Annotated in this window: 23 protein-coding genes; 11 read left to right on the top strand and 12 right to left on the bottom strand. The window is 65.9% G+C overall.

The annotated features are described in order from the left end of the window. The first annotated feature begins 54 nt into the window (after positions 1–54). From AC3ANW_RS02535 to ruvC, 6 genes are read left to right on the top strand one after another with little or no spacing between them, the layout of a single operon-like run. Positions 55–642 (top strand): YqiA/YcfP family alpha/beta fold hydrolase, encoded by a 588-nt coding sequence (locus AC3ANW_RS02535; RefSeq protein ID WP_488343639.1) that lies wholly within the window; start codon positions 55–57, stop codon positions 640–642. 36 nt (positions 643–678) lie between these two features. After that, a complete protein-coding gene (locus tag AC3ANW_RS02530; protein WP_488343638.1) occupies positions 679–2,763 on the top strand; it encodes a ribonuclease catalytic domain-containing protein in 2,085 nt (694 codons plus the stop codon). Positions 2,764–2,798: 35 nt separating this feature from the next. Beyond that, on the top strand, positions 2,799–3,641 hold the full coding sequence (locus AC3ANW_RS02525; protein WP_488343637.1) for an energy transducer TonB: 843 nt from the start codon (positions 2,799–2,801) through the stop codon (positions 3,639–3,641). Then, positions 3,631–4,500 (top strand): shikimate dehydrogenase, encoded by an 870-nt coding sequence (gene aroE, locus AC3ANW_RS02520; RefSeq protein ID WP_488343636.1) that lies wholly within the window; start codon positions 3,631–3,633, stop codon positions 4,498–4,500. Before AC3ANW_RS02525 ends, aroE begins: the two co-directional genes overlap by 11 nt. Before the next feature lie 13 nt (positions 4,501–4,513). After that, positions 4,514–5,263 carry a transglycosylase domain-containing protein gene (locus AC3ANW_RS02515; RefSeq protein ID WP_488343635.1) on the top strand — a complete coding sequence of 250 codons (750 nt, stop codon included), beginning with the start codon at positions 4,514–4,516 and terminating at the stop codon, positions 5,261–5,263. Further along, on the top strand, positions 5,260–5,808 hold the full coding sequence (gene ruvC / locus AC3ANW_RS02510) for a crossover junction endodeoxyribonuclease RuvC (protein WP_488343634.1): 549 nt from the start codon (positions 5,260–5,262) through the stop codon (positions 5,806–5,808). The genes AC3ANW_RS02515 and ruvC overlap by 4 nt, the downstream gene beginning before the upstream one ends. Here the strand turns inward: ruvC and AC3ANW_RS02505 are convergent, their stop codons facing one another. Beyond that, complete coding sequence (locus tag AC3ANW_RS02505) at positions 5,809–6,813, bottom strand: isopenicillin N synthase family dioxygenase (protein WP_488343633.1); 1,005 nt, start codon at positions 6,811–6,813, stop codon at positions 5,809–5,811. Between the two features lie 294 nt (positions 6,814–7,107). On the opposite strand from AC3ANW_RS02505, the gene AC3ANW_RS02500 reads away from it, so the two are divergent. After that, on the top strand, positions 7,108–8,127 hold the full coding sequence (locus tag AC3ANW_RS02500; RefSeq protein ID WP_488343632.1) for an ABC transporter substrate-binding protein: 1,020 nt from the start codon (positions 7,108–7,110) through the stop codon (positions 8,125–8,127). Here AC3ANW_RS02500 and AC3ANW_RS02495 read toward each other — a convergent pair whose 3' ends face one another. Further along, on the bottom strand, positions 8,128–8,409 hold the full coding sequence (locus tag AC3ANW_RS02495; protein WP_488343631.1) for a DUF427 domain-containing protein: 282 nt from the start codon (positions 8,407–8,409) through the stop codon (positions 8,128–8,130). It lies immediately after the preceding gene. Positions 8,410–8,527: 118 nt separating this feature from the next. Between AC3ANW_RS02495 and AC3ANW_RS02490 the strand changes: the two genes are divergently transcribed. After that, a complete protein-coding gene (locus tag AC3ANW_RS02490; RefSeq protein ID WP_488343630.1) occupies positions 8,528–10,138 on the top strand; it encodes an OpgD/OpgG family glucan biosynthesis protein in 1,611 nt (536 codons plus the stop codon). A gap of 171 nt (positions 10,139–10,309) precedes the next feature. Then, positions 10,310–10,831, top strand: coding sequence for a hypothetical protein (locus AC3ANW_RS02485; RefSeq protein ID WP_488343629.1), 522 nt, complete (start codon positions 10,310–10,312; stop codon positions 10,829–10,831). Positions 10,832–10,851: 20 nt separating this feature from the next. Here the strand turns inward: AC3ANW_RS02485 and AC3ANW_RS02480 are convergent, their stop codons facing one another. Together AC3ANW_RS02480 and AC3ANW_RS02475 are read right to left on the bottom strand one after the other, a co-directional pair. Then, positions 10,852–11,697 (bottom strand): HDOD domain-containing protein, encoded by an 846-nt coding sequence (locus AC3ANW_RS02480; RefSeq protein ID WP_488343628.1) that lies wholly within the window; start codon positions 11,695–11,697, stop codon positions 10,852–10,854. An 81-nt stretch (positions 11,698–11,778) separates the two neighbouring features. Beyond that, entirely contained in the window at positions 11,779–12,963 is a 1,185-nt protein-coding gene (locus AC3ANW_RS02475; protein WP_488343627.1) for an MFS transporter, read from the bottom strand. Between the two features lie 197 nt (positions 12,964–13,160). Between AC3ANW_RS02475 and AC3ANW_RS02470 the strand changes: the two genes are divergently transcribed. Next, positions 13,161–14,588, top strand: a complete 1,428-nt coding sequence (locus AC3ANW_RS02470; RefSeq protein ID WP_488343626.1) for a pentatricopeptide repeat-containing protein — start codon at positions 13,161–13,163, stop codon at positions 14,586–14,588. Here the strand turns inward: AC3ANW_RS02470 and urtE are convergent. The 6 genes from urtE to urtA all read right to left on the bottom strand — a co-directional run bounded on the left by urtE (position 14,524) and on the right by urtA (position 21,510). Further along, complete coding sequence (urtE, locus tag AC3ANW_RS02465; protein WP_488343625.1) at positions 14,524–15,228, bottom strand: urea ABC transporter ATP-binding subunit UrtE; 705 nt, start codon at positions 15,226–15,228, stop codon at positions 14,524–14,526. The two genes, AC3ANW_RS02470 and urtE, sit on opposite strands and share 65 nt — an antisense overlap. Position 15,229: 1 nt before the next feature. Next, positions 15,230–16,105, bottom strand: a complete 876-nt coding sequence (urtD, locus tag AC3ANW_RS02460; RefSeq protein ID WP_488343624.1) for an urea ABC transporter ATP-binding protein UrtD — start codon at positions 16,103–16,105, stop codon at positions 15,230–15,232. Then, the gene (gene urtC, locus AC3ANW_RS02455) at positions 16,102–17,271 is read right to left on the bottom strand and encodes an urea ABC transporter permease subunit UrtC (protein ID WP_488343623.1); all 1,170 of its coding nucleotides are present in this window, start codon (positions 17,269–17,271) and stop codon (positions 16,102–16,104) included. The genes urtD and urtC overlap by 4 nt, the downstream gene beginning before the upstream one ends. Positions 17,272–17,275: 4 nt before the next feature. Beyond that, positions 17,276–18,850: an urea ABC transporter permease subunit UrtB gene (gene urtB / locus AC3ANW_RS02450; protein ID WP_488343622.1), complete on the bottom strand. Its 1,575-nt coding sequence runs from the start codon at positions 18,848–18,850 to the stop codon at positions 17,276–17,278. 143 nt (positions 18,851–18,993) lie between these two features. Further along, the gene (locus AC3ANW_RS02445) at positions 18,994–20,082 is read right to left on the bottom strand and encodes a hypothetical protein (RefSeq protein ID WP_488343621.1); all 1,089 of its coding nucleotides are present in this window, start codon (positions 20,080–20,082) and stop codon (positions 18,994–18,996) included. Between the two features lie 171 nt (positions 20,083–20,253). After that, positions 20,254–21,510, bottom strand: a complete 1,257-nt coding sequence (urtA, locus tag AC3ANW_RS02440) for an urea ABC transporter substrate-binding protein (protein ID WP_488343620.1) — start codon at positions 21,508–21,510, stop codon at positions 20,254–20,256. A gap of 254 nt (positions 21,511–21,764) precedes the next feature. Between urtA and AC3ANW_RS02435 the strand changes: the two genes are divergently transcribed. Further along, positions 21,765–21,980 (top strand): hypothetical protein, encoded by a 216-nt coding sequence (locus AC3ANW_RS02435; RefSeq protein WP_488343619.1) that lies wholly within the window; start codon positions 21,765–21,767, stop codon positions 21,978–21,980. 28 nt (positions 21,981–22,008) lie between these two features. Here AC3ANW_RS02435 and AC3ANW_RS02430 read toward each other — a convergent pair whose 3' ends face one another. Together AC3ANW_RS02430 and AC3ANW_RS02425 are read right to left on the bottom strand one after the other, a co-directional pair. Continuing rightward, positions 22,009–23,460 (bottom strand): hypothetical protein, encoded by a 1,452-nt coding sequence (locus AC3ANW_RS02430; RefSeq protein WP_488343618.1) that lies wholly within the window; start codon positions 23,458–23,460, stop codon positions 22,009–22,011. Between the two features lie 52 nt (positions 23,461–23,512). Continuing rightward, on the bottom strand, positions 23,513–24,292 hold the full coding sequence (locus AC3ANW_RS02425) for a hypothetical protein (RefSeq protein ID WP_488343617.1): 780 nt from the start codon (positions 24,290–24,292) through the stop codon (positions 23,513–23,515). Between the last annotated feature and the right edge of the window lie 3 nt (positions 24,293–24,295).

The raw sequence follows: 24,295 nt of genomic DNA, 5'->3' as shown, positions 1-24,295 counted from the left end.
CAGGGTATTTCAAGCTTTACCGCAATTTGCAATCAAACGTGCAGACTCCGTCTCATGCCGACCACACACCTGCTCTACCTCCACGGATTCCGCTCTTCCCCCCGCTCCGCCAAGGCCGTGCTGATGGCCGAGCGGATGCGCGACCGCCACCCGGACGTGGTGTGGTGGTGCCCGCAACTGCCGCCCTCGCCCGCCGAGGCCATGGCCCTGGTCGCGGCCGGCACCGCGGGCTGGCCGCGCGAAACCATGGCGGTGATCGGCTCGTCGCTCGGCGGTTTCTATGCAGGCTGGCTACAGGCCACCAGCGGTTGTGGCAAGACGGTGATGATCAACCCGGCCGTCCACCCCGCGCGTGACCTGGCCCGTTACATCGGCGAGCAGACCTCCTGGCACGACCCGGCGGAAAGCTTTTATTTCCGGCCCGAATACGTGGACCAGTTGCGTGCCCTGGCCCACACGCCGCCAGCCGACCCGCAGCGCACCATGGCCTGGGTGGCGCAGGGCGACGAGGTGCTCGACTGGCGCGAAATGGCCGCCTGGTGCGCCGGCGCCCGGCTTCATGTGCTGCCAGGCGGCGACCACGCGCTGTCCGATTTCTCCGACCACCTCGAGACGATCGAATCCTTTCTGGCCCTTCGCTAGAAAAATCGGCTCCCGGCAAATGGGACAATCGCGGGCATGTACGCATTGTTCGAAGAAGCCGGCAAATTCCTCGCGGGCCGCATCCTGTCAGAAGCCGAGTCGTCCGCCCAGGTGGAACTCGCCTCCGGCAAACGGGTGAAGGTCAAGGCCGCCAACCTGTTGTTGAAGTTCGAGAAACCGCAGCCCGACGTGTTGCTGGCCCAGGCCCACGAGGGCGCCGCCGGCATCGAGCTGGAAATGGCCTACGAATTCGCGCCCGACGAAGAATTCAGCTTCGCCGACCTGGCGCGCGACTACTTCAGCGCCGCCGCCACCATCCCGGAGCAGGCCGCCATGCTGGTCAAGCTCTTCGAGGCGCCGCACTACTTCCGGCGCGCCGGCAAGGGACGTTTCCGCAAGGCGCCGCCCGAGATCATCCAGCAGGCGCTGCTGGCCATCGAACGCAAGAAGGCCGTCGCCCAGCAGATCGAAGACTGGGCGCAGGCCCTGGCCGCCGGCGAAACGCCGCAGTCGATCCGCGACGAGCTCTACAAGATCCTCTTCAGGCCCGACAAGAATTCGTCCGAATACAAGGCCGTGGTCGAGGCATCGCGTGCCACCCAGACCAATCCGCTGGACCTGCTGCGCCGCGCCGGCGCCATCGCCTCGCCCTACCAGTTCCACTGGAAACGTTTCCTGTTCGACTATTTCCCCAAGGGCATCGGTTTCGCCGCCAACCTCGAGGCACCGCCGGTTCCGGACGACCTGCCGCTGGCCGAGGGCGTTTCGGCCTTCTCCATCGACGATTCGCAGACCACCGAAATCGACGATGCGCTGTCGGTCCAGGGCCTGGGCAGCGGAACGGTCACCGTCGGCGTGCACATCGCCGCGCCCGGCTTGGCATTCCAGCCCGGCGGCCCGCTCGACCAGGTGGCGCGCCATCGCCTGTCGACCGTCTACATGCCCGGCCACAAGATCACCATGCTGCCCGACAGCGTGGTGCAGACCTATACCCTCGGAGCCGGCCTGGCACGCCCCGCCGTGTCGCTGTACGTCACCATGGACGAGGCGACTCTCGAAGTGAAGTCCAGCGTCACCAGGCTGGAACGGGTGCCGATCCTGGCCAACCTGCGCCATGACCGGCTGGATGAAACCGTCACCGAAACGTGGCTGACCGACCCGTCCTTCCAGCCTGCGGTCGAAGCGCCCGAAGTTGCGCCGCTGCGGCCGGAAATGTCCTTCCTGTTCCGCCTGGCCCGCCACCTGAAGGCCGGCCGCGAGCTGGTGCGCGGCAAGCCGGAGAACTTCAACCGGCCCGACTACAACTTCCGCCTCGAATCCGACCGGGACGGCGAACCGGCGGGCGACGAGACCGTGCGCATCACCGTGCGAAAACGCGGAGCGCCGCTCGACCTGATCGTGGCCGAAGCCATGATCCTGGCCAACAGCACCTGGGGCAGCTGGCTCGGCACGCTGGGCGTGCCCGGCATCTACCGCAGCCAGGCCAGCATGCTGCCCGGCGTGAAGGTGCGCATGGGCACCAAGGCGCTGCCGCATGCCGGCATCGGCGTGCCGAGTTATGCCTGGAGCACCTCGCCGCTGCGCCGTTATGTCGACCTGGTCAATCAGTGGCAGATCATCGCCGCAGCGCGCCACGGCAGCACCGCCGCACTGGCCGCGCCCTTCAAACCGAAGGACGCCGAGCTGTATTCGATCATTTCGGGTTTCGACGCCGCCTACAGCGCCTACAACGGCTACCAAGGTGCGATGGAACGTTTCTGGACACTGCAGTACCTGCGCCAGAACGCAATCACCGAAGTCATCGCCACGGTCATCAAGGAAGGCCAGGGCGGCAGCATGCTGGTGCGCGCCGAAGACCTGCCGCTGGTCATGCCGGTGCTGGGCTCGCAGGCACTGCCGCGCAATGCCCGGGTGCGGGTGAAGCTGGGCGAGATCGACGACATCGCGCTGGACGTCGGCGGCACGGTCATCGAACATCTCGACGCATCGGCCGAAGGTGCCGAGGCCGACGCCGAAGACGACACCGGCGGCGACGACGAGGAAGCCATCTCCGGCCCGATCGCCATCGCCGTCGACGTGGCCGACGCCGAGCCGCAGGCCGACGCGCCCGCTGCCGCCTGACCGGCGCTCGCACTCCACCGCGCCCCCTGCCCCCCATGCGCCGTTTCAGCACACTGCAGGTCGCGCTCGGCGTTTCGGTCGGGCTGCATGTCGCCCTGCTGGCGCTGCGTTTCGGCGCGCCCGAGACCTTCAACCGGGTGTTCCAGGACACGCCGCTAGAAGTGGTGCTGGTCAATGCCCGCAGCAACGAGAAACCGGTGCAGGCGCAGGCCCTGGCACAAAGCTCGATGGCCGGCGGCGGCGAGGCCGCGGAAGGCCGCGCCACATCGCCCCTGCCCTATTCCGCGCTGACCAGCACCGGCGAAAGCGCCGACGACGCGCGCCGCCAGATCGACACCCTGATGCAGCAGCAGGAGCAGCTGATGGCGCAAATCCGCAAGGAAATCGCGGTGCTGCCGGTGCCCGACCCGAAACAGGCGGCCGAAACGCCGGAGCGGGCCGCCCAGGAAGAACGCCGCCGCCAGCTGGTCAAGCTGCTCGCCGAGATCGAGCGCCGGATCAACGAAGAAAACGCCCGGCCCCGCAAGCGCTACATCAGCCCGGCCACCCGCGAGGTGGCCTATGCCATTTATTACGACCACCTGCGCCGCCGCATCGAGGACCGGGGAACGCAGTTCTTTCCGGAAGCCAAGGGCGCCAAGCTCTACGGCCAGCTGACCATGGTGGTCACCATCCACCGCGACGGCACCGTGCTGTCCACCGAAGTGGTGCAGAGTTCGGGCAACAAGCTGCTCGACCGCCGCGCCGAAGCCATCGTGCGGGGCGCTGCTCCGTTCGGCGACTTCGACGCCCAGATGCGCCGCGAGGTCGACCAGATCGTGGTCGTCTCGCGCTTCAAGTTCACCCGCGACGAAACGCTGGAAGCCAATGTCCGCTGACGCCCCTTCTTCCCCCCCCGACGCCGACCGCTACTGCGTGATGGGCAACCCGGTGAGCCACAGCCGCTCGCCCTGGATCCACGCCCGTTTCGCCGAATTGGCGGGCGACCGTGTCTGGTACGGCGCCCATCTGGTGTCGCTCGACGGATTTGCCGACGGCGTGCGTGAATTCATGGAGGCGGACGGCCGCGGCTGCAACGTCACCGTGCCCTTCAAGTTCGAGGCCGCCGCGCTGGCGCACCGGCTGAGCGACCGCGCACGCATCGCCGGCGCCGCCAACACGCTGCGTTTCGAGAACGGCGAGATCCACGGCGACAACACCGACGGCGCCGGCTTGGTGGCCGACATCCAACGGAATGCCGGCGTGGCCATAGCCGGCCGCGACGTGCTGCTGATCGGCGCCGGCGGCGCCGCCGCCGGCGTGCTCGGCCCGCTGCTCAACGCCGGTCCGGCTCGCCTGGTGGTCGTCAACCGCACCGCCGACCGCGCCCGCGCGCTGGTCGACAGCCACCAGCCGCTGGCCCGGGTGGCCGACACCCTGCTGCAGGCCATGCCCATCGACAGCCTGGGAGCCACCTTCGACATCGTGATCAATGCCAGCGCCAGCAGCCTGTCGGGTGGCGGCGTGCCGGTTTCGGGCGACGTGCTGCGGCCCGGCGCCCTGGCGCTGGACATGATGTACGGCCCTTCCGCCGCGGGTTTCATGCAGTGGGCGCGACAGCACGGCGCGATGGCGCGCGACGGCCTGGGCATGCTGGTCGAACAGGCAGCCGAGGCCTTCTTCCAGTGGCGCGGCATCCGTCCGCCGGCAGCCCAGGTGCTGGCCGAGCTGCGCGCCATCGTCGATTCCGGGCTTTGAACGGCCGCTCGCCATGAAACTGATGCTGCGCTGGCTCGGTCTGGCCTTGGTACTGATGGTGGCGCTGCAGCTTTTCTTCGCGGCCCGCATCGCTCTCATGATGGTGTTCGACCCGTCGTCCACCGCCTTCCAGCGCAGCGAGGCCGCCCGACTGGGCCGGGCCAACACGCTGGGCGGCTGGCGCCAGCAGTGGATCGACTATCGCGTGCTGCCCGACAACCTGAAACGCGCGGTCATCGCATCGGAAGACGCCGATTTCGTGCATCACCACGGCGTGGAATGGGCAGCCGTGCAAGGCGCCTGGAAACGCAACGCCCGCGCCGAAGCTCAGGCCGCCAGGCGGCTGGAACAGGCCGAGGCCCGCGGTCGTTCGCCCTCGAACCTGCCGGGCGCCAAGGTGGTCGGCGGCTCCACCATCACCCAGCAACTGGCCAAGAACCTGTTCTTCGCCGGTGAACGCAGCCTGGCGCGCAAGGGCCAGGAACTGGTGGTCGCCGTGCTGCTCGAAACCTTCCTGTCGAAGCAGCGCATCCTGGAGATCTACCTCAACAGCGTCGAATGGGGCGAAGGCATCTTCGGTGCCGAAGCCGCTGCCCAGCATTACTTCCACAAACCCGCCGCCCGCCTGAGCAGCTACGAAGCCGCGCGGCTGGCGGTGATGCTGCCGCGGCCCAAGTTCTTCGAGCGTGTGCCCCAATCCGGCTATCTTTCGGGCCGCGCGGGCACCATCGTGGCGCGCATGGGCGGGGTGGAGATTCCGTGAGGATCCTCGGCATTGATCCGGGCCTGCAGACCACCGGTTTCGGCGTGATCGATGTCGACGGCCAGAAACTTTCCTACGTCGCCAGCGGCACCATCCGCACCACCCATCTGGACCTGGGCAACCTGCCCGGCCGCATCAAGGTTTTGTACGACGGCATCCGTGAGGTGGCAGAGCGTTACCGGCCCGACGCGTCCACGGTCGAGATCGTCTTCGTCAACGTCAATCCGCAGTCCACCCTGTTGCTGGGCCAGGCGCGCGGCGCCTGCATCACCGCGCTGGTGTCCCGCGACCTGCCGGTGGCCGAATACACCGCGCTCCAGATGAAGAAGGCGGTAGTCGGTTCCGGCCGGGCCGCCAAGAGCCAGGTGCAGGAAATGGTGCGGCGCCTGCTGTCGCTGCCCGGCCTGCCGGGAACCGACGCGGCCGACGCGCTGGGCATGGCCATCACCCACGCGCACGCCGGCCGGTCGATGGACCGCCTGGCCGAGGCTGCCGCCCTGTCCCGGCGCAGCAGCGCGATGTACCGGAACGGCCGCAGTTACTAGCTAGTAAGCCTTGAAGTTGGCGGCGATGCGCTGGTTCAGGTAGTCGCCGGCACTGATGTCCGGATATTTGCCGCTCGGGCTCTGGATGACGGCGTCACGGTTCGCTTGGCAGAAGAAGGCCAGGCTATAGCGTGCACCCATGTACTCACCCGGCAATGGGTTCTTCACCCGGTGGAAGTTGGACGGCAACACGTCGTCGCTCCAGCGCATCAGCATGTCGCCGATATTGCAGGTGATGACCTTCTCGTCGGGCTCGATGGAAGTCCATTCCTGCGCATCCATCTCCTTGCCCGGGCACACCTGCAGGCCGCCCTGGCCGGGACGCTGGAACAGCAGTGTCAAGCAGTCGAAATCGGTATGCGCACCGGCGCGCCACAGGCCCAGCTTGTCGTGGAATTCGGCCGGGATCGCGTAATAGTGCAGTAGGCGCAGGGTGCTCTGGTAGCTGGCCTTGGTCGGCTCGTGGGCGCGGCTGAAGAATCCGTCGTCGAAACCCAGCTTGTAGGCAAAGCAGGACAGGACCTGCATACCCACCGTCCAGCACTTCGCCTCGAAATCCAGCATCGTTTTCTGAAAATCGGCCAATTCCGCATCGCTCGGCCAAAGGCCGTCCATGTGCGGCCGGGTGATCTGGTAGGACTCCTTCTGGTCCGGTGTGCCGGTAGAAGGCCGTACCTGCGCCTTGCTTTCCCAGCCTACGTTCAGCGCCTTCTTCAGCGGGTATTGCGCCTTCACCGCGTCGGGCAAGGCAAAGAAGCGCTCGGTCATCGCGAAAGCATCGCGGACCTGGGCGATGTCGATGCCGTGGTGTTCGATCTGAAAGAAACCCACGTCGATCGCCGCATCCCACAACTGGTCGGCGATCTCAGCCTTGCGGGTGGCGAAATCGCGCAGGTCGATGCGGCGGATCTCGCGTTTGCTGGTTTCCGAACCCAGGGCTCCCATGCGGGATTCCTTCTGCAGTTCGTCGAGGGAATAGTCGTTCTTCGGGACAGCGGTGCTCATGCGGTTTTCTCCTGTGGGGACACGGTCCCCTGCAAGGGGGGACCGGACTTCAAGAGCAATTCCCTGTCAGCGCCGGCGTGGATGCACGGCTCTGGTGAACGCTTCTACTCTCGCGCCTTTTGCATGCAAAACCCATGCCGCCGATTTTCCCTGCGGGCGGCACCGGCCTGGGGCAGGCACGGTTGCTGCTTGCGGGGCCGCCAGGAGTAGAAGCGTTCAGCGGCCCGCGGCCGTAGGAAATTGCTCTTGAAGCCCGGACCTGTTCCCACACAACGCCTTCGAGAAAGCCGCCCCATGCAACGCCGTTCCCTTCTTTTTTCCGCCGCATCCGGCCTCGTCGCCGCACCCGCATTCGTGCGTGCCCAGGGTTCCCTGCAGAAGTTCAAGTTCAACCTCGGCTGGAAGGTCGAGGCCACCGCCGCCGGTTTTCTGCTGGCCCAGCAGCGCGGCTATTACAAGGACGCAGGACTGGACGTCGCCATCGACACCGGCAACGGCTCTTCGGCCGCCATCGGCCTGGTGGCCAGCGGCGCCTACGACTGCGCCTCGGCCGACCTGGCCTCGATGATCGAGTTCAACGTCAACAACCCGACGGCGGGCCTGAAGGCGGTGGCGATCATGTACGACCTGAACCCCAATGCGATCCTGGTCCGCAAGGACGGCGGCATCAAGAAACCGGCAGACCTGGCCGGCAAGACCATCCTCGGCCAGCCCTTCAATGCGTCCCGCAAGCTGTTCCCGGCATTTGCCAGGGCCCAGGGTTTCGACGGCTCCGGCGTGAAATGGGAAAACGTCGCACCCGACATCGGCAACACCCGTTTCGTGAAGGGCGACTTCGATGCGTCGGCCTATTTCTTCTTCACTGGCCTGCTGAACCTGAAGGCGCGTGGCATGGGCCCGGAAATGATCAACGTCTTCCGTTTTTCGGACGTGATGAAGTCCTACGGCAACGGTTTTGTCGCCAACACCAGAAGCATGGAACAGGTCGACGCCATGCGCGCCTTCGTCAAGGCCAGCACTCGCGGCTGGGTCGAAGCCATGGCCGACCCCAAAGCCGGCGCCGCCGCGGTGAAGCAGCGCGAACCGCTGGCCAACGAACCGTTCGAACACGAACGCCTGCAGCTCATCGTCGACGGCACCATGAAAACTGCCGAAACCGCCGCCAACGGCTGGGGCGCGGCCACACCGGTGCGCCTGCAGGCCACCATCGACGAGACGGTGGCTGCCTTCGGACTGAAATCCGCGCCTGCCGTGGCCGACATCTGGACCGACCGGTTTCTGCCTTCGGCTGCCGACCGCCGCCTCAAGGCCTGATCAGGCTTCGACCTTCACGCCTTTCCAGAAGGCGACGCGGCCCTTGATCTCGGCGGCTTCGGGCTTGGGGTCGGGGTAATACCAGACGGCGTCGGTGTTCATCTCGCCGTCCACCAGCAGCGAGTAATAGCTCGCCTGGCCCTTCCAGGGGCACATGGTGTGGTGGTTGCTGAAGGTGACGAAGGACTTGTCCAGCGCACTTTCGGGAAAGTAGTGGTTGCCTTCGACCAGCACGGTGTCGTCGCTCTGGGCAATGGTCTTGCCGTTCCAGGTGGCTTTCATGTCTTGCGGCTTTCTCCACGCGGACGTGGATTTGGGGCTGAAAAGGGGCGATGGAAAAACCAAGCGATTGTTACCGCGGTCACACGGAGTGGCTCCGCAGCTTGTAACCTTGCGGTCCATGAAGAGAAGAAGTTTTCTGGGCACCGCCACCGGCGCCCTCTCGCCCGCCCTGGTTCCCGCCACCGCCCTCGCGGCCCCGCCGGGGTCGCCTGCACCCGGACTGGTGATGCTCGGCGAGCCCAAAGCCTTCGAGTTCGCCATGCTCAAGGACCGTGCCCGCGCGATGGCGCTGCTGCCCTGGCAGGCACCGCAGCAGAATCCGCGCGCCGCCTTGCCGCCGGCCGTGGCGGCGCTTGATTTCGACGCCTACCAGCAGATCCAGTTCAAGGGCGAAAAAGCCTTGTGGGCCAACGACGGCCTGCGTTTCCAAATACGTCTGTTCCATGCCGGGCTGTATTTCAAGCGCCGGGTCCACATCTACGAAGTGAAGGACGGGAAATCCCAGGAAATCGCCTACGACCCGGCCTTGTTCGACTACGGCCGCAGCGGCCTGGACGGCGCCAAGCTCACCGCCGACCTGGGTTTCGCCGGTTTCCGCATTTCGGTGGCGACCGCGCCTCGCAACGACATGGTGGCGTTCCTGGGGGGCAGCTATTTCCGCGCCGTGGGCGGATCACGCCAGTACGGCCTGTCGGCGCGCGGCCTGACGGTCGACACCGCCATGGGCCGCGACGAAGAATTTCCGGACTTCACCGCATTCTTCCTGGAGCGGCCGTCGGCGCAGTCGCAGACGCTCATCGTCAGCGCCCTGCTCGACTCGCCGGGCGTCACCGGCGCCTACCGTTTCGCCATCACCCCGGGCGACAACACGGTGATGGAAATCGACAGCGCGCTGTACCCGCGCCGCGAGATCGACCGCATCGGCATCGCACCGGGCACCAGCATGTTCGTGGTCGGCGAAAACAACCGGCGCGCCGCCAACGACTGGCGGCCCGAGATCCACGATTCCGACGGCCTGCAGATGCGCACCGGCAGCGGCGAATGGATATGGCGACCGCTCAACAACCCGTCCAGCTTGCGCATCAATGCCTACGCCGACAACAACCCCAAGGGTTTCGGCCTGTTGCAGCGCGACCGCAATTTCGACCACTACCAGGACGACAGTGCCAACTACGAACGCCGCCCCTCGCTGTGGGTCGAGCCGCGCGGCGACTGGGGTGTCGGACAGGTGCAGCTGTTCGAGATTCCGTCCCCCGACGAGACCTTCGACAACATCATCTGCCACTGGTGGCCCCAGCAGAAACCGCAACCGGGGCAAGAGCTTCTGCACAGCTACCGGCTGACCTGGGGCACGACCGCCCCGGTAAGACCCACGCTGGCCCGCTGCGTGGCCACCCGCACCGGGCTCGGCGGCGTCATCGGCCGCAAACGCAACAAGTTCTCCTGGCGTTTCGCGGTCGACTTTTCGGGCGGCAACCTGGCGTTGCTGGATTCGGATGCACAGGTGGAGGCGGTGGTGACCACCTCTCGTGGCCAGGTCGAACTGGTGTCGGCCAGACCACAGATCGCGGTGCAGGGCTGGCGTGCCATGTTCGACGTGGTGCCCGACGACCGCACCGAGCCCATCGCATTGCGGCTTTTCCTGCGGGTCAACGGTCAGGCGCTGAGCGAGACCTGGGTGTACGAATGGGCGCCGCCGACGATGAGCCAGCGCGCCGCGATGCTCTGAAAACGACCGCGCGCGACTACAGGCGCGCCAGACTCGTCCTATAGGACGGTCGGACAGGCTCCCGGGGTGAGGCGCTGCCTGCGCCTGCATCCGCGCCTGGCGGGCAATCCTACGGTGTGACCCCATCGGCTGCGGGTTTTCTGCAGCATCCTGAACGCACCGGAGAAACCCATGTCCAACCTTTCCAATCCGCTCAACCTGCAATCGCATTCCACCGCTTCCGCCCCTGCGCGCCTTGGTGCCGGTCTTGCGCTTTTCGGTGCCACCGCCGTGCTGGCGATGGCGTCTGCCACCGCCCAGGTCGCCACCGGTTTCACTGGTGCGGACGACAGCGGAGTGTTCGCCAAGGAACGCGCCGCCTGCATGGCCGGCAAGACCCAGCAGGCGCAGGCCACCTGCATGGAAGAAGCGCGCAACGCCGCCGCAGACAAGCGCCGTGGTGCGCTGAACGACAACCCTTTCGACTACGCAGCCAATCAGTCGAAGCGTTGTGAAGTTTTCGCCGCCGGCAGCGAGGACCGTGCTGCCTGCGCAGCGCGTGTCCAGGGCGAAGGCCAGGCCAGCGGCAACGTCGCCGGTGGCGGGGTGGTGCGCGAAGTCGAGACCATCGTGCTGCCGGCCTCGGGTCGGGCGCGCATCGAGCCGCGTACCGCCGACCCGGTGCTGCTGGTGCCGACCAAAGCTGCGTATTAACGCTGCGTATCGAGACCCTTTCAGCCGAACGAGCTGTCGATGAAGGTCTGAACGTCGGGCATGTGTTCCCGCAGCCAGACGGGATCGAGTTGCAGCAACTGGACCAGTTCGCCCGGCAGGGCCGCGATGGCGTCGTCGGGCGATTTGTGTTCGTCCAGTTCGAGTTCGGCCAGCAGCGCGGCAAGGTGGATGATCGCACCCAGGCGATTGAACGGGTCGGATGTCAGCGGTTCGGCGGCTGACTTGAGCGCACCGACAATGCTGTCCGGAAATTTCCATCGGCTGGCCAGTTCAGCCGCTACATGCGCTTCGGTAAACCCGAGCGCACTGCTTTCCCGCTCCCAACGAACGCCGGCCAGATGCGGCAATCGTTCGAAGTCGGCAATCTGGTCGGGCAGTTTCTGCGCAATGATCAGTTCGCCCAGGCGCACCATGAAACCCGCCAGCCAGGATTGCTGGACATCGGTTCCCAGGGTGCGTGCCAGCCACTGCGCATAACCGGCGGTCGCGCTGCTCGCCTGCCAGAAGGTCTTGCTGTCGACCCCCTTGACCGCTGTGAACGAACCAGCCATGCAGGCAGCCATCGCCAATGTGCGAACCTGGTTCAAGCCCACCATGGTGATTGCGTCGTCCAGCGAAACCACCTGCCGCGGCAGGCCGAAACGGGCGCTGTTGGCGAGCCGGATCAGCTTGGCGGTCAAGGACGGGTCGCGGGAAATCGCCAGCCGCACCTTCTCGAAGGGGATGTCCTCATCGTTCAGCGTCGAAACCAGCGTGTGCGCCACCTCCGGCAAGGTGGGCAACTGCAGGCCCTCGAAAAAACTCGCCAGGGGCGCGGTGGGGGCGGGGGCATTGACAGCTGACATGCGTACCTCTCCTGCGATGTTTGGAGGTGTAACGGTAGCAGCAAGAGGCGTATTGCGCTTGAGGGTTGACGCTGAAAAGACTCAGGCGGCCATCTGTCTTTGCGGACGCAGGGCCAGCAGGAACAGGGGCAGCCCCGCCAGGGCAAGCAACGCCCCCACCCACCCGGTGGATGTCCAGCCCAGGCCGGCCGAAATGGCCACTCCGCCCAGCCAGGCGCCCAGCGCGTTGGCAAAATTGAAAGCCGAATGGTTGAGCGCCGCCGCCAGCGCCTGGGCATCGCCCGCCACGTCCATCAGCCGTACCTGCAGCGCCGGTGCCAATGCAACCGTGGTGCCGACCAGGAACAGGTTGGCAAACACCAGCAGCGGGTAATGCGCCGTGAACGTGAAGAGGCCCAGCACCGCCGCAGACCACAGCAGGATGCCGCCGATCGCCGGCATCAGCGCCCGGTCGACCAGCCTGGCGCCCACCAGATTGCCGGCGACCATGCCCAACCCCAGCAGCGCCAGCGCCCAGGGGATCACGGACTCGCCCATACCCGTCACTTCCAGCAGTGTCGGTTTGACATAACTGAACACCGCGAACAGGCCACCGAACCCGATGGCACCGATGCCCAGGGTGATCCAAACCTGCGGCCGCGCCAGCGCGCCAAGCTCACGCATGGCGCTGGCACCGGCGACGGGCGCGCGATCCGGAATCCACAACCAGGCCAGCGCAGCCGCCAGCACGCCGATGGCACCCACCATCGCAAAGGCCGCACGCCAGCCGAAGGCCTGTCCCAGCCAGGCCGCCAGCGGCACCCCGATCACCGTGGCCACCGTCAGGCCCAGCATCACCTGCGCCACTGCCTGCGCCCGTTTGCCCGGCGGCGCCAAGCTGGCGGCCACCAATGCGGCGACACCGAAATAGGTCCCGTGCGGCAGGCCGGCGAACAGGCGCAGCAGCGCCAGCGGGCCGTAAGAGGTCGCCATGGCGCTGGCGAAGTTGCCCAGCGCGAAGAAGAGCATCAGCGCCACCAGCAGCGAACGCTGGCGCCAGCCGGCGGTCAGCACCGCCAACACCGGAGCGCCCACCACCACACCGATGGCATACGTGCTGATGACATGGCCGGCCTGTGGGATGGTCACCCCGATGTCGCGGGCGACCTCGGGCAGCAGTCCCATGATGGCGAATTCGCCGGTACCGATGCCGAAGCTGCCGACCGCCAGGGCCAGGGCCGCCTTGCGCGCTTGTGTGGGAGTGATGGCTGGATTGGAAAAAGACACGTTCGGCAAGCAGATGGAAAAGAGGGACGACCCAGGAGGCGAACCGGTGATTCAGGCTCACGCCCCGAGGCCGCCAATCGGGAAAACCCGACTTTATCCGGCGACACCAAGCCGGGCCGCGCGGGGGATATTCGTTTGGTGCGACGGCACTGCGTCCGCTGGCCGAAGCGGGCCGGGACGGTCGTTACGGTGCTGCCATGACATTCCCCTCCAGTTCACCGATCTTCTTCCAGCGACCCCTGCAGGGAGCCGGAAGCCTGCCCTTCCTGACGCCCGAAGATCCCGATCGGGCAACCATCGCCGACCCCGCGGCCGGTCCGACGCCGACCGGCGCCGGCTCGTCCCATCCGAAGCCCGCCGAGGACTCGGCGTTCCAGCCACCCGCCGACACCGCGCGGCAGTTGCCGCCGCCACTGCCGCCCGACGCACCCAATGCCTCGATCATCACGCGGTTCAACAACCGCCGTGCCGAGGCCGGCGACGTACTCCGAATGACCACCCGCGTCCTGCGCGACCACGCTACCGACTGGCCGCTCGCCCAGGCCGCCCTGGAAGCGCTGAAGAGTGCGCGCAACCCCCTGACCGGTGCCGGCATCCAGCCCGACATCAGTCTCTTCAAGGTGGCGATGGGCACTTGCGACAAATGGGGCCTGACGGACGAAGTCGTACGCTGGTTCAACGACATGGCGCCCCGCCGCATCACGCCGGACCTGGAGTGTTATTCGATCGCCATGCAGTGCTGCCGCCACGGCGGCCGGCCGGACCTGGTGATCGGCCTGCTGCAGCACCTGCTGGACCACGGACCACGGCGTGGCGTGATGCCCACCATCGGACTGGTCAACCTGGCGCTCAATGCCTGCGAAAAAAGCGGTCGGATCGACGACGTTTTCGGACTGTTCGAGTACGTCCTCGAACACGGCCCGGCGCTGGGACTGGAACCCGATGCCGCCACCTGCAACACGGTCATCCTGGCCTGCGGCAAGGCCGGGCGCCATGCCGACGCCCGGCGCATCTTCGACGGCATGTGCGACCCCCGAGCGAGGCGCGGCATCGTGCCCGACGTACCGACCTACAACGCCCTGTTTGCCTCGTGTCCCGCGGGCGACCTGCCCGAGCTGCTGGCGATGGCGGTCCGCCAGGGCCTGGTGCGCGAGTCGATGGGTTTCGACGCGACACGCAACCGCCTGAACCTGCACAACATCGCCGTCCTCCAGGAACGCCGGCGTGTCGGAGACCCCAACAATTGCGTGCATCCCGACATGGCCCGCGCGCTTTTCTACCGGCTGCTACAGAAGGGCCTCATCAACGAAAAGACCCAGTTCGTGCTGGGTGTGCAGGGCTCCGAAAAACTCCAGCAGGCCATCGCGGACTGCATATCCGAGCAGGGCTGGACTCCGCACCACCCCGTGGTCGCCTCGGCAGGCGACGTCGAAGATTTCGGCGTGCTGGCGAGCGTCGATGCGAAGATCCTGAACCAGACCCGTGAATTGAATCCCGCGGCGGCCCCCTTTCAGCCGACCGGTGCCGGCGCAAGCGCGGTTTCGCCAGCCGCCCGAAGCTTCAGATCGCCACCATCTGCCGGATCCCCTTTTCCTGCATCTCCGCTCCCGGGCCCATTGCGATGAACTCGCCGCGCTCCATCACCAGGTAGGCGTCGGCCAGTTCTTCGGCGAAGTCGTAGTACTGCTCGACCAGCAGGATGGCCATCGGCGAGCCGTCCATGCCGTCGGTGGCCAGCCTGCGGATGACCCGGCCGATGTCCTTGATGATGCTCGGCTGGATGCCTTCGGTCGGTTCGTCCAGCACCAGCAGGCGCGGGCCGGCGGCCAGGGCGCGGGCGATGGCCAGTTGCTGTTGCTGGCCGCCCGACAGGTCGCCGCCGCGCCGGTGCAGCATCTGTTTCAGGACCGGGAAAAGTTCATACAGCTGCGGCGGAATCGGTGTGCGTGCCGGCCGGTAGGCCAGGCCCATGCGCAGGTTTTCCTCGACCGTCAGGCGAGCGAAGATCTCCCGGCCCTGCGGCACGAAGCCGATGCCGGCGCGGGCCCTTTCGTAAGGCGTGGCGCGCTGGATTTCCTTGCCGTCGAGCAGGATGCTGCCGCTGCGGATCGGTACCAGTCCCATGAGCGATTTCAGCAACGTGGTCTTGCCCACGCCGTTGCGGCCCAGCAGCACGGTGACCTGCCCGGGTTTCGCTTCGAAACTGACGTCCCGCAGGATGTGGGAGCCGCCGTAGTACTGGTGGATGTTGTTGACTTTCAGCATTTCATCGGCCCAGGTAAACCTCGATCACACGCTCGTCGGCCTGCACCTGGTCGAGCGTGCCTTGCGCCAGGACCGAACCGTCGCACAGCACGGTGACGATGTCGGAAATAGTGCGGATGAACGACATGTCGTGCTCTACCACCATCAAGGAATGTTTGCCCTTCAGGCTGAGGAAGAGTTCGGCGGTGCGTGCGGTTTCCTCGTCGGTCATGCCAGCCACCGGCTCGTCCAGCAGCAGCAGTTTCGGATCCTGCATCAACAGCATGCCGATCTCCAGCCACTGCTTCTGGCCGTGGCTCAGATCGCCGGCGCGGCGCGAGGCCGAATCGGCCAGGTGGATGGTGTGGAGCATTTCGACCAGCCGGTCCTTCTGCTCCGAATCGAGTCTGAAGAACATCGACGACTTCACGCCCTTGTGGGTCTTCAGCGCCAGTTCCAGGTTCTCGAACACGTTCAGGTGCTCGAACACGGTGGGTTTCTGGAACTTGCGGCCGATGCCCAACTGGGCGATCTCGGGTTCCGTATGGCGCAGCAGGTCGATGGTGCTGCCGAAGAAGACGCTGCCAGTGTTGGGCCGCGTCTTGCCGGTGATGATGTCCATCATCGTGGTCTTGCCCGCACCGTTGGGGCCGATGATGCAGCGCAGCTCGCCGGGTGCGATGTCCAGCGAAAGCCCGTTGATGGCCTTGAAGCCGTCGAAGCTCACATGGACGTCTTCGAGGTACAGGATGCGGCCATGGGCCACATCGACCTGGCCGGCCTCCGCCACACGCGAGAAGCCTGCCTCGCGACCGCCGGATTCGGTGCTCTGGCCGGGCATCTGCCGCTTGAGGCCACTGGCGCGGCGTGCGCCTTCCTGCATGAGTTCGGGTGTCATGGGGCGGTCCCTTCTTCGAGTGCGGCGCTTTTCTGCGCAGCGGCGATGGCGGGCGACTTCGCCTGGCCCTTGCGGCTGAGGCGCTTCCACAGGCCGACGATGCCGTCGGGCAAAAACAGCGTCACCACGATGAACAGCGCCCCCAGAAAGTACAGCCAGTATTCGGGTGCTGTCACCGTCAGCCAGCTCTTGGCGCCGTTCACCAGGAAGGCGCCCAGGATGGGCCCGATGAGGGTGGCCCGTCCGCCGACCGCGGCCCACACCGCCATTTCGATGGATGCGGACGTGCTCATCTCGCTCGGGTTGATGATGCCGACCTGCGGCACATACAACGCGCCGGCCACACCGCACATCACCGCCGAGATGACCCAGATGGTGAGTTTGTAGGGCAGCGGCTTGTAGCCCGAGAACATGACACGGGTCTCGGCATCGCGGATGGCCTGCAGCACCCGGCCGAACTTGCTGGCCACCAGCCAGCGCGACAACAGGAAAAATACCAGCAGCGTGCAGCCGGTCATCACGAAAAGGGTCATGCGCATGCTCTTGGTGGCGATGGGCATGTCGAGGATGCGCTTGAAATCGGTGAAGCCGTTGTTGCCGCCGAAGCCGGTCTCGTTGCGGAAGAACAGCAGCATGGCCGCAAAGGTCATGGCCTGCGTGATGATCGAAAAATACACACCCTTGATACGCGAACGGAAGGCGAAATAGCCGAAGACATAGGCCACCAGCCCGGGCACCAGCACGATGAGGATCAGCGTGGCGACGAAGCTGTCCGACAGCTGCCAGTGCCAGGGCAGCGTCTTCCAGTCCAGGAACACCATGAAGTCGGGCAGGTCGCTCTTGTAGTTGCCGTCGCGGCCGATCTGGCGCATGAGGTACATGCCCATCACGTAGCCGCCGAGCGCGAAATAGAGGCCGTGGCCCAGCGACAGGATGCCGGTGTAGCCCCAGATCAGGTCCATGGCCAGCGCCACGATGGCGTAGCACATGATCTTGCCGACCAGCGCCAGCATGTATTCGGACATGTGGAAGATGCTGTCGACCGGGGTCGCCAGATGCAGCACCGGCACCAGGGCGCAGACCACCAGCAGGGCGCCGAAGAAGGCGCTCCAGCCCGGGGTGGACAGCAGCGGCGCGCGTTGGGGAAGGATGGAATGGTTGTTCATGGTTTCAAGCCTCCGCACTGCGGCCCTTCATCGCGAAGATGCCCTGCGGCCTTTTCTGTATGAACACGATGATGAAGACCAGCACCGCGATCTTGGCCAGCACCGCGCCGGTCCAGCCTTCGAGCAGCTTGTTCAGCACACCCAGGCCCAGCGCCGCATACACGGTGCCGGCCAGCTGGCCCACGCCGCCCAGCACCACCACCATGAAGGCGTCGACGATATAGCCCTGGCCCAGGTCGGGGCCGACGTTGCCGACCTGGCTCAGCGCGCAGCCGGCCAGCCCGGCGATGCCGGAACCCAGCGCGAAGGCGTAGGTGTCGATGCGGGCCGTGTTGACGCCCATGCACGAAGCGATGGGCCGGTTCTGGGTGACGCCCCGCACGAACAGGCCGAGCCGGGTGCGTCCGATCAGCCAGGCCATGGCGCCCAGCACGATGAAGGCGAAGGCCACGATGATCACGCGGTTCCAGGGCAGCTGCAGGTTCTCCATCAGCTGCAGGCCGCCGCTCATCCAGGCGGGGTTTTCCACACCGACGTTCTGCGCGCCGAAGACGGTGCGCACCAGCTGCTGCAGCATCAGGCTGATGCCCCAGGTGGCCAGCAGTGTTTCGAGCGGCCGGCCGTACAGGAAACGGATCACGCTGCGTTCCAGCGCCGCACCCACCAGCGCCGACGCCATGAAGGCCACAGGCACCGCCGCCAGCAGGTAGAAATCGAAGGCGCCGGGCAGGTACTTCTGGAACAGGCCCTGCACCACGTAGGTGGCATAGGCGCCGATCATCATCAACTCGCCATGGGCCATGTTGATGACACCCATCAGGCCGTAGGTGATGGCCAGGCCGAGCGCCACCAGCAACAGGATAGACCCCAGGCTGATGCCCGAGAACAGCGCCGCAAGGCGTTCGCCCCACACCAGCCGGCCTTCGACGGCCGACAAGGCCTGCTGCATCGCGGCCTTGGCGGCCGGGTCTTCTTCCTGTTTCATCTGCTCGATGAGCAATGTGCGGGTGGCCGGGCTGGCGCTGCTGCCCAGTTCGGCCGCCGCTGCAGCACGTTTGGTGGCGTCGCTGGACGAAAGCTGGATGCGTGAACGGATGGCGACCAGCCGGTCCTTCAGGCCTTCGTCGGTCTCGGCGGCCAGTGCCTGGTCGATGACCGGCAGGCGCGATTCGTCGGTTTCCTCGCGCAGCGAATCGATGGCGGCGGCGCGTTCCGCCTTGTCCTTCGACAGCAGTTTGAGCGATGCCAGGGTGCCGTCGAAGGCGCCGCGCATGCGGTTGTTGTTGACGATGTCCTCGGCGTCTTCCGGGACGGGCACTTCGGCGCCGGTGGCGGCGTCGAAACCCTTGTCGTCCTTCAGCACGATGACATGCCGGGGCGTGATCTTCACCGCGTCGTCGGACATCGCCTGCACGAAGGCGGCCGTGGCGGCGTCGGGGGATGCGGTGGCTTTTTGCAGGGCCGCGATCCGGTCGTCGGTATCGCCTGTGGCCATGGCTCGGGCGGCCTCCGGTGTCAGCGCATGGGATGCGGTCATCGCCCCCGACAGCAGTAGGAAAAACACGGCGAAATAGCGCATGGGAAATCGGCCTTTACGGATCAGGCCCCCATGCTAGGTGCCGCCCCGCGGGCCGACCATACGTCGCATGGCGTATCGGCCGCACGCGGGTGGCACGGCGCCAGCAGGCGGGCCCCGGAAATCGACCGCCGGCGCCCGCTGCGTCACTCGCCTGCCACCTCGTCGCGAAGTTCGTCTTCGTCGTATGCCGGAAACCGTTTGGCGTCCGGCACCACGTAGACCCGGCCGGTGGCACCGACACGGCTGCTTGTGGTGCGCAGGAAATCGGCCGCCTGGTCGTCGACGTCGGTGCCGACGGGAACAAAGGAAATCTCCTGGACGTTGAAGCCTTCTGACCGCAGCTCGGCGCCCAGGCGCGCCACATGTGCCGCACCGACGACCGCTACGCCGAACGGACCCGACTTGCGCAGACTGACCAGCATGCCCTGCTCGCGCAGCCGCGTCATGCCCGCGTGGTTGAACACGCCGTACCGTTCGGCCGCAGCGACGCGCCGGGAGTCCACCGGCCGCACGTGTTCCAGCCCGTAGGCCATCAGCTCCAGGAACATGAGTCGGCCCAGGCCCCAGTCGCGTTCGGTGTTCACGATCCGGCCAGGCAGGAACATGGGTTGCGCGAAGATCTCGCCCCACTGTTGCGCGCGCTGGGCGAGCGTGGGTTGCACGAAGCCTGGCTCGGCGCGGATGCAGTCTTCCATGTCCGCCATCGTGGACAAGTCGAACTCCATGTGGAGTCGGCTGCCCGCAGGCACCTGCCGCATGACCTCGCGCAAGGCCCGCTGGGAAGTCGCGCTTTGATGCACTTCGCCCACCAGCAGCAGGGCCGGCTGCGACGGATCGCGCTGCTGCTCCTTCAGCCTTTGCAAGGCGTGGGCAATCTTCTCGCGCATTCCCTGTGGAGTTCGGACCGCGCCGAAGTCTTCGCTCAGAATCTTCGGCGTTGCGTAGGTCCGGGCCACCGGACTGAAGTCATGTTCGCCGTCCCAGGACTGCGAATACGTCGCCTGCCGGGGCCCGTAGGCCGGCAACCCCGACAGGACATCTTCCGGCGCCAGAGGGCGGGCGTAGTGCGGCGGACGTACGCCGTTCGCGTGCTCGCCTCCGTACGAGGACAAGGACGACGACACGGACGAGGCCAAGGCGGGAGGCGCCGGGTCACCCGGAGTGCCCGAAAAACGGATGGAACTGAAACCGGTCACGAAGGCACCTGAGATGGAAACCCCAAGACGGGGCATCAGGATTCTTGGCATGAACCGAACATGGCGCCGGACCCTGGCGCAAGCGGGTTCGGCGAACCGAAACAGAGCGCGCTCCGGCCAGAAACAAAAAACCCTGCAAGCCCGCGAAAAACGGGCATGCAGGGCAGTCGAACGCAGCCCGGGGCGCCTGCCGCCGGGCTCAGGCGCTCACTTCTTCTCGGGCTCGTCCTTCTTCTTGTCGTTGCCTTCAATGTACGGGCTCCAGGGCTTGGCCTTGATCGGAGCGGGGGTCTTCCACACCACGTTGAACTGGCCGTCGGCCTTGATTTCACCGATGAACACCGGCTTGTGCAGGTGGTGGTTCTTCTCGTCCATCTTGATGGTGAAGCCGTCCGGGGCCTTGAAGGTCTGGCCGGACATGGCGGCGATGACCTTGTCGGTGTCGGTGGACTTGGCCTTCTCGACTGCCTGCTTCCACATGTACATGCCGACGTAGGTGGCTTCCATCGGATCGTTGGTCAGCGGCTTGTCCATCTGGCCGGGGATCTTCATCTTCTTGGCGTAGTCGCTCCACGACTTGATGAAGGCCGTGTTGGTCGGGTTCTTCAGCGACATGAAGTAGTTCCAGGCAGCCAGGTGGCCGACCAGGGGTTTGGTGTCCACGCCGCGCAGTTCTTCTTCGCCCACCGAGAAGGCGACGACCGGCACGTCCTTGGCCTTCAGGCCCGCGTTGCCGAGTTCCTTGTAGAAAGGAACGTTCGAATCGCCGTTGATGGTCGAGATGACAGCTGTCTTGCCGCCTTGCGAGAACTTCTTGATGTCGGCAACGATGGTCTGGTAGTCGCTGTGGCCGAAGGGGGTGTACTTCTCGTCGATGTCCGAGTCCTTCACGCCCTTGCTTTTCAGGAAGGCGCGCAGGATCTTGTTGGTGGTGCGGGGGTACACGTAGTCGGTGCCCAGCAGCACGAAACGCTTGGCCGAGCCGCCGTCCTTGCTCATCAGGTATTCGACGGCCGGAATGGCTTGCTGGTTGGGAGCGGCACCCGTGTAGAAGACGTTCTTGCTCAGCTCTTCGCCTTCGTACTGCACCGGGTAGAACAGCAGGCCGTTCATTTCCTCGACCACCGGCAGCACCGACTTGCGCGACACCGAGGTCCAGCAGCCGAACATGACCGAGACCTTGTCCTGGCCCAGCAGCTGTTTGGTCTTTTCAGCGAACAGCGGCCAGTTGGAGGCCGGATCGACCACCACCGCTTCGAGTTGTTTACCCATCACGCCGCCCTTGGCGTTGATCTCGGCGATGGTCATCAGCGCCACGTCCTTCAACGCGGTTTCGGAGATGGCCATGGTGCCCGACAGGCTGTGCAGGATGCCGACCTTGATGGTGTCGGCGGCGAATGCCGGAACGGCACCGGCCAGGACGAGGGAGGCGGTGAGTGCCTTGAGGGTGAAGCGACGTTGCATGACTCTCTCCAGTAAAAGTGTTGTGGCCGCGCTGCCGGCGATGGGGTCTTGCGGGATCTCGCGGATTCCGCAGAAAAGCCGGCAGGGGACGTAACGGACTGTAGGGAGACCGGTCCGCCGGGCCAATACGCCGGGTGGCGTATGCCGCGTTCCTCCGGGCTTACGTCAGCGGCGAAGTTGTCCGACACACAGGCCGAATGCTCGAGGTCCAGCATGAAAGCTCCGAAACCGATTCACGATGACAAGGAGATCTCATGCAACGTGCCAAACAGGGAACCAATCAGGACAAGCCCGGTGATCGTCGCGATACTGGCGGCCTGCCAGTGGCCCGGGACGCCGGAAACAACCAGGACGGCGGCAGCGCCACCCAGCGCAACGAAGCGCGGCGGACACCGGAAAGCCGCGGCGACCGCGACGACCACATCGGGGGTCACAACCAGACCCGTGCGCGCCAGAACACCGTCCGCTGAGATCTGTCGAGGCCCACCGCCCGCCGGGCTAAGCCGGCGGCAATATCGGATCCGCGGTCTCGATATCGGCGCCGAGCGACATGCGGAAAGCCTCGTGGAATATGCGGTTCCACATGGCGAGTTTCTGTGCTTCGACCACGTCGTCGGTATAGACGTCGGTGCCGCGCCAATATTCGAAGTCGCTGCTGAACCGGACATTGTTCGACTGCGTATTGAGGCGGGCGGCCACCACCACCTGACCGCAGACATAGGTTCTGAGTGGCGCCGACAGCAGGTTGTCGATGAACGGGTACACAGCGGTGTAGCCCGGCGCGTGGACGATGTCGGGCAGGGGCCGGTAGACATCGTCGCGCACGCCCGCCTGTTGCCGCCCCTGCGGTGTGCGGATCGCCGCGCAGGGAACGGTTGAAACCAGGTCGTGGAGGTCGTTGAAATGCACGATTCCCAGCGACAGCTGCACCGTCGCACCGTCACCTTGCCCCAGTTGCGGAAGGCGCGCCATTTTTGCAGCTTCGAAGTCCTTCAACGCCTGCAACGCCTGGGCCCGGTTGCCGATGGCGGGCAAATCGGGCGACTGCGGCGGCAACTGGGTCGCGACCTGAGCCGTCGGTGCTTCCGAGGGCGGTTGGCTGCGGCCGGTATTTTCGTCTTCCGGAGGTTTGGCTGCACCGTCGGCACTGCCTTGCGCGGCGTGCCGCAGCGCCTGGGTCATCAGCTGACGTGCACCGGGCACCAGCGGGAAAACCACGGTTCCACGGAGGGCTTCGCGCTGAAGGTCTTGCAGCACATCGTTGGCATGGCGGTAGAGGCTGGCGCGCACCTGATCGGCCGTCACGCCTGCGCGCTGCATACGCTCTGCAAAAGGCGAGGTGCCGATATCGGCCAGCGCAAGCCGCATCCGGCGTTCCAGCAGGTCGGATGCGTCGCGCATGGCGCCGAAGGCGAACGCCAGGCGGTCGATATTTTGCTGGCTGACCTTGGCGGTCTTCAGGTCGCGCAGCAAGGCGACGGTCCACTGCCGCAGCACCACATCGCGTTGCGGCATTGCCCGCATCGGGGCCGAATGCCACATCGCGACGTATTTCCTCAACAGTTCAGCAGGGCCGTGCGCCAGCAGCCGTTCCCGTTCGTCCGCGCTCAGGGGCGGCCGGACGGTCGATACCGCCGTCGTCGCCGTGGTGGCCACGGCGGTTTCGGCAGATGCCGCGAAGCGGGCCGTGCCGTCGTCCTGCTTCTCCGGAATATCCAACAGCCGACGCATTTCCGGGCTGAGATGCATGGCGAGTTCTTTTCCCTCCCGCCCGGGCGCGCCTCTCCGGGGCCGCATCCCCGGATCGATCTGCAGAGGATAGGCGGTGGGATCCACATCGGTCGTGCCGTCGGAACCGAGCGGCCGAGGGGCGGGGCCGGCCTGTCTGGCCAGCGGCGCGAGGCCGAACCCGAAACTGCTGTTCGCCATCGGAAAGTCGAAACGCTGCATGAGGGTCTCCGGTAATAGGTTGGGAAGACGAACCGAAACGGCATCGCCGCAGTCAGCGCCAGCGCATCCAGCGCTGCTGCGTCCTTACCTGTTTCAGCAGCACCTGGGCCTGCGCGCGGATGCGTTGCCACATCTGCACTTTTTCTGCCTCGACGACGTCGTCGGTATAGACATCGGTCGTGGTCCATTGCGGATCGAGGTCGGCGCGCCACCGGACGCGACGCTGGTCGTCACCATGCGCGACGATGGCGAACCTGCCCTGGAGGTAGACCGTCCTGACCCCCGCATCCAGCCCCAGGCCCTGCGGATAGATGGGGAAATATCCGGCAGGCGAATGGCGCAGCGACGATGCACAAGGGACGGTGCGCACCATGTCGTCGGCATTTCTGAAATTCGGATTGCCGGCGACCAGGTCTTCATAAAGATAACCCCAGGGCCCGGCATCGAAATGCAGGCGGTTCACAAAGTTGTATTCGAACCGGCGCAGAAAACGCAAAGCGGCAGTGCGCCGACCCAGGTCGATAGGAGCGTCTCGCGGGCCGTGGACATCCGCGGCGGACAGGGCGCGGCCGGTACGCACCACGGGCGCAAAGACCGGGTGATCCAGTGAAGGCGAACGGCTGCGGTGTGCATGCCCGTCATCGGCTTCGAGCTGCAGCAGTTCGCGCATTTCGGCGCTGAGCGCCATGTGCAGCGGTCCGGTGCCGCCGGTGTCGATACCGGCATCCTGCGGTGTGTGGCGCAGCGGGTGCGCTGCGGCGGCGACGGGCCGGGGCCAGCCGACGGGCGCCGACGCAGCGGCGGTGGATACGGGTGGAACGAAGGTTTGCATGGA

The sequence above is a fragment of the Xylophilus sp. PBN-3R genome, assembly GCF_057747805.1.
Note: the sequence above shows the minus strand (reverse complement) of the source record. Positions and strands in the feature narration are given on the sequence as shown.

Bases quoted from the DNA above. Each gene is read 5' to 3' on its own strand.
- AC3ANW_RS02480 (WP_488343628.1), bottom strand. From the start codon at position 11,697: ATGTCAGCTGTCAATGCCCCCGCCCCCACCGCGCCCCTGGCGAGTTTT.
- AC3ANW_RS02445 (WP_488343621.1), bottom strand. From the start codon at position 20,082: ATGCCCCGTCTTGGGGTTTCCATCTCAGGTGCCTTCGTGACCGGTTTC.
- urtE (WP_488343625.1), bottom strand. From the start codon at position 15,228: ATGCTGAAAGTCAACAACATCCACCAGTACTACGGCGGCTCCCACATC.
- AC3ANW_RS02485 (WP_488343629.1), top strand. From the start codon at position 10,310: ATGTCCAACCTTTCCAATCCGCTCAACCTGCAATCGCATTCCACCGCT.
- AC3ANW_RS02490 (WP_488343630.1), top strand. From the start codon at position 8,528: ATGAAGAGAAGAAGTTTTCTGGGCACCGCCACCGGCGCCCTCTCGCCC.
- AC3ANW_RS02505 (WP_488343633.1), bottom strand. From the start codon at position 6,813: ATGAGCACCGCTGTCCCGAAGAACGACTATTCCCTCGACGAACTGCAG.
- AC3ANW_RS02500 (WP_488343632.1), top strand. From the start codon at position 7,108: ATGCAACGCCGTTCCCTTCTTTTTTCCGCCGCATCCGGCCTCGTCGCC.
- aroE (WP_488343636.1), top strand. From the start codon at position 3,631: ATGTCCGCTGACGCCCCTTCTTCCCCCCCCGACGCCGACCGCTACTGC.
- AC3ANW_RS02425 (WP_488343617.1), bottom strand. From the start codon at position 24,292: ATGCAAACCTTCGTTCCACCCGTATCCACCGCCGCTGCGTCGGCGCCC.
- urtD (WP_488343624.1), bottom strand. From the start codon at position 16,105: ATGACACCCGAACTCATGCAGGAAGGCGCACGCCGCGCCAGTGGCCTC.
- AC3ANW_RS02435 (WP_488343619.1), top strand. From the start codon at position 21,765: ATGCAACGTGCCAAACAGGGAACCAATCAGGACAAGCCCGGTGATCGT.
- AC3ANW_RS02515 (WP_488343635.1), top strand. From the start codon at position 4,514: ATGAAACTGATGCTGCGCTGGCTCGGTCTGGCCTTGGTACTGATGGTG.
- urtB (WP_488343622.1), bottom strand. From the start codon at position 18,850: ATGCGCTATTTCGCCGTGTTTTTCCTACTGCTGTCGGGGGCGATGACC.
- AC3ANW_RS02530 (WP_488343638.1), top strand. From the start codon at position 679: ATGTACGCATTGTTCGAAGAAGCCGGCAAATTCCTCGCGGGCCGCATC.
- AC3ANW_RS02470 (WP_488343626.1), top strand. From the start codon at position 13,161: ATGACATTCCCCTCCAGTTCACCGATCTTCTTCCAGCGACCCCTGCAG.
- AC3ANW_RS02535 (WP_488343639.1), top strand. From the start codon at position 55: ATGCCGACCACACACCTGCTCTACCTCCACGGATTCCGCTCTTCCCCC.
- AC3ANW_RS02525 (WP_488343637.1), top strand. From the start codon at position 2,799: ATGCGCCGTTTCAGCACACTGCAGGTCGCGCTCGGCGTTTCGGTCGGG.
- urtA (WP_488343620.1), bottom strand. From the start codon at position 21,510: ATGCAACGTCGCTTCACCCTCAAGGCACTCACCGCCTCCCTCGTCCTG.
- AC3ANW_RS02430 (WP_488343618.1), bottom strand. From the start codon at position 23,460: ATGCAGCGTTTCGACTTTCCGATGGCGAACAGCAGTTTCGGGTTCGGC.
- AC3ANW_RS02495 (WP_488343631.1), bottom strand. From the start codon at position 8,409: ATGAAAGCCACCTGGAACGGCAAGACCATTGCCCAGAGCGACGACACC.
- urtC (WP_488343623.1), bottom strand. From the start codon at position 17,271: ATGAACAACCATTCCATCCTTCCCCAACGCGCGCCGCTGCTGTCCACC.